Genomic DNA, 2877 nt, shown 5'->3' with positions numbered 1-2877 from the left:
AAGGCCCAGGGAAGACTCATCTTGAGGCAAGTTTCGCGCTTAGATGCTTTCAGCGCTTATCTTTTCCGCACTTAGCTACCGGGCAATGCCATTGGCATGACAACCCGAACACCAGTGGTGCGTTCACTCCGGTCCTCTCGTACTAGGAGCAACCCCTCTCAATCTTCCAACGCCCACGGCAGATAGGGACCGAACTGTCTCACGACGTTCTAAACCCAGCTCGCGTACCACTTTAAATGGCGAACAGCCATACCCTTGGGACCTACTTCAGCCCCAGGATGTGATGAGCCGACATCGAGGTGCCAAACACCGCCGTCGATATGAACTCTTGGGCGGTATCAGCCTGTTATCCCCGGAGTACCTTTTATCCGTTGAGCGATGGCCCTTCCATTCAGAACCACCGGATCACTAAGACCTACTTTCGTACCTGCTCGAGCCGTCACTCTCGCAGTCAAGCTAGCTTATGCCTTTGCACTAACCTCACGATGTCCGACCGTGATTAGCTAACCTTCGTGCTCCTCCGTTACTCTTTGGGAGGAGACCGCCCCAGTCAAACTACCCACCAGACACTGTCCTCACCCCAGATTATGGGGCCGAGTTAGAACATCAAACATTAAAGGGTGGTATTTCAAGGATGGCTCCACGCAGACTGGCGTCCACGCTTCAAAGCCTCCCACCTATCCTACACATCAAGGCTCAATGTTCAGTGTCAAGCTATAGTAAAGGTTCACGGGGTCTTTCCGTCTTGCCGCGGGTACACTGCATCTTCACAGCGAGTTCAATTTCACTGAGTCTCGGGTGGAGACAGCCTGGCCATCATTACGCCATTCGTGCAGGTCGGAACTTACCCGACAAGGAATTTCGCTACCTTAGGACCGTTATAGTTACGGCCGCCGTTTACTGGGGCTTCGATCAAGAGCTTCGCCTTGCGGCTGACCCCATCAATTAACCTTCCAGCACCGGGCAGGCGTCACACCGTATACGTCCACTTTCGTGTTTGCACAGTGCTGTGTTTTTATTAAACAGTTGCAGCCAGCTGGTATCTTCGACTGGCTTCAGCTCCATCCGCGAGGGACTTCACCTACATGCCAGCGTGCCTTCTCCCGAAGTTACGGCACCATTTTGCCTAGTTCCTTCACCCGAGTTCTCTCAAGCGCCTTGGTATTCTCTACCTGACCACCTGTGTCGGTTTGGGGTACGATTTAATGTTACCTGGAGCTTAGAGGATTTTCCTGGAAGCAGGGCATCAACTACTTCTGCACCGTAGTGCATCGTCATCACGCCTCAGGGTTAATATGCAACCGGATTTACCAGGTCACACCCCCTACACGCTTAAACCGGGACAACCGTCGCCCGGCCAGCCTAGCCTTCTCCGTCCCCCCTTCGCAGTAACACCAAGTACAGGAATATTAACCTGTTTCCCATCGACTACGCTTTTCAGCCTCGCCTTAGGGGTCGACTCACCCTGCCCCGATTAACGTTGGACAGGAACCCTTGGTCTTCCGGCGAGCGGGCTTTTCACCCGCTTTATCGTTACTTATGTCAGCATTCGCACTTCTGATACCTCCAGCAACCCTCACAGGCCACCTTCAACGGCTTACAGAACGCTCCCCTACCCAACAACGCCTAAGCGTCGCTGCCGCAGCTTCGGTGCATGGTTTAGCCCCGTTACATCTTCCGCGCAGGCCGACTCGACCAGTGAGCTATTACGCTTTCTTTAAATGATGGCTGCTTCTAAGCCAACATCCTGGCTGTCTATGCCTTCCCACATCGTTTCCCACTTAACCATGACTTTGGGACCTTAGCTGGCGGTCTGGGTTGTTTCCCTCTTCACGACGGACGTTAGCACCCGCCGTGTGTCTCCCGTGATAACATTCTTCGGTATTCGGAGTTTGCATCGGTTTGGTAAGCCGGGATGGCCCCCTAGCCGAAACAGTGCTCTACCCCCGAAGATGAGTTCACGAGGCGCTACCTAAATAGCTTTCGGGGAGAACCAGCTATCTCCCGGTTTGATTGGCCTTTCACCCCCAGCCACAAGTCATCCGCTAATTTTTCAACATTAGTCGGTTCGGTCCTCCAGTTAGTGTTACCCAACCTTCAACCTGCCCATGGCTAGATCACCGGGTTTCGGGTCTATACCTTGCAACTATTCGCCCAGTTAAGACTCGGTTTCCCTACGGCTCCCCTATACGGTTAACCTTGCTACAAAATATAAGTCGCTGACCCATTATACAAAAGGTACGCAGTCACACCACGAAGGTGCTCCCACTGCTTGTACGTACACGGTTTCAGGTTCTATTTCACTCCCCTCGCCGGGGTTCTTTTCGCCTTTCCCTCACGGTACTGGTTCACTATCGGTCAGTCAGGAGTATTTAGCCTTGGAGGATGGTCCCCCCATATTCAGACAGGATGTCACGTGTCCCGCCCTACTCATCGAACTCACGACCTGTGCATTTTAGTGTACGGGGCTATCACCCTTTGCTGCGCGACTTTCCAGACGCTTCCACTAACACACAAGCCGATTCAGGTTCTGGGCTCCTCCCCGTTCGCTCGCCGCTACTGGGGGAATCTCGGTTGATTTCTTTTCCTCGGGGTACTTAGATGTTTCAGTTCCCCCGGTTCGCCTCATGCCACTATGTATTCATGACATGATAGTGTGTCGAAACACACTGGGTTTCCCCATTCGGGTATCGCCGGTTATAACGGTTCATATCACCTTACCGACGCTTTTCGCAGATTAGCACGCCCTTCATCGCCTCTGACTGCCTAGGCATCCACCGTGTACGCTTAGTCACTTAACCTCACAACCCGAAGATGTTTCCATCGTTCGCGCTGCAAACATTTGAGAGACTCTATGACAGGTTACTCTTTATCCCA

1 rRNA gene is annotated in these 2877 nt (G+C 52.9%); it reads right to left on the bottom strand.

The features are described 5' to 3' along the window. Nucleotides 1–2801, bottom strand: a 23S ribosomal RNA gene (locus J9788_RS24940); the annotation flags it as partial. Nucleotides 2802–2877 lie beyond the last annotated feature (76 nt).

Origin of the sequence: Serratia sp. X10, from assembly GCF_017811775.1 — a bacterium.
Taxonomy (GTDB): Bacteria; Pseudomonadota; Gammaproteobacteria; order Enterobacterales; family Enterobacteriaceae; genus Serratia; species Serratia ureilytica.
Note: the sequence above shows the minus strand (reverse complement) of the source record. Positions and strands in the feature narration are given on the sequence as shown.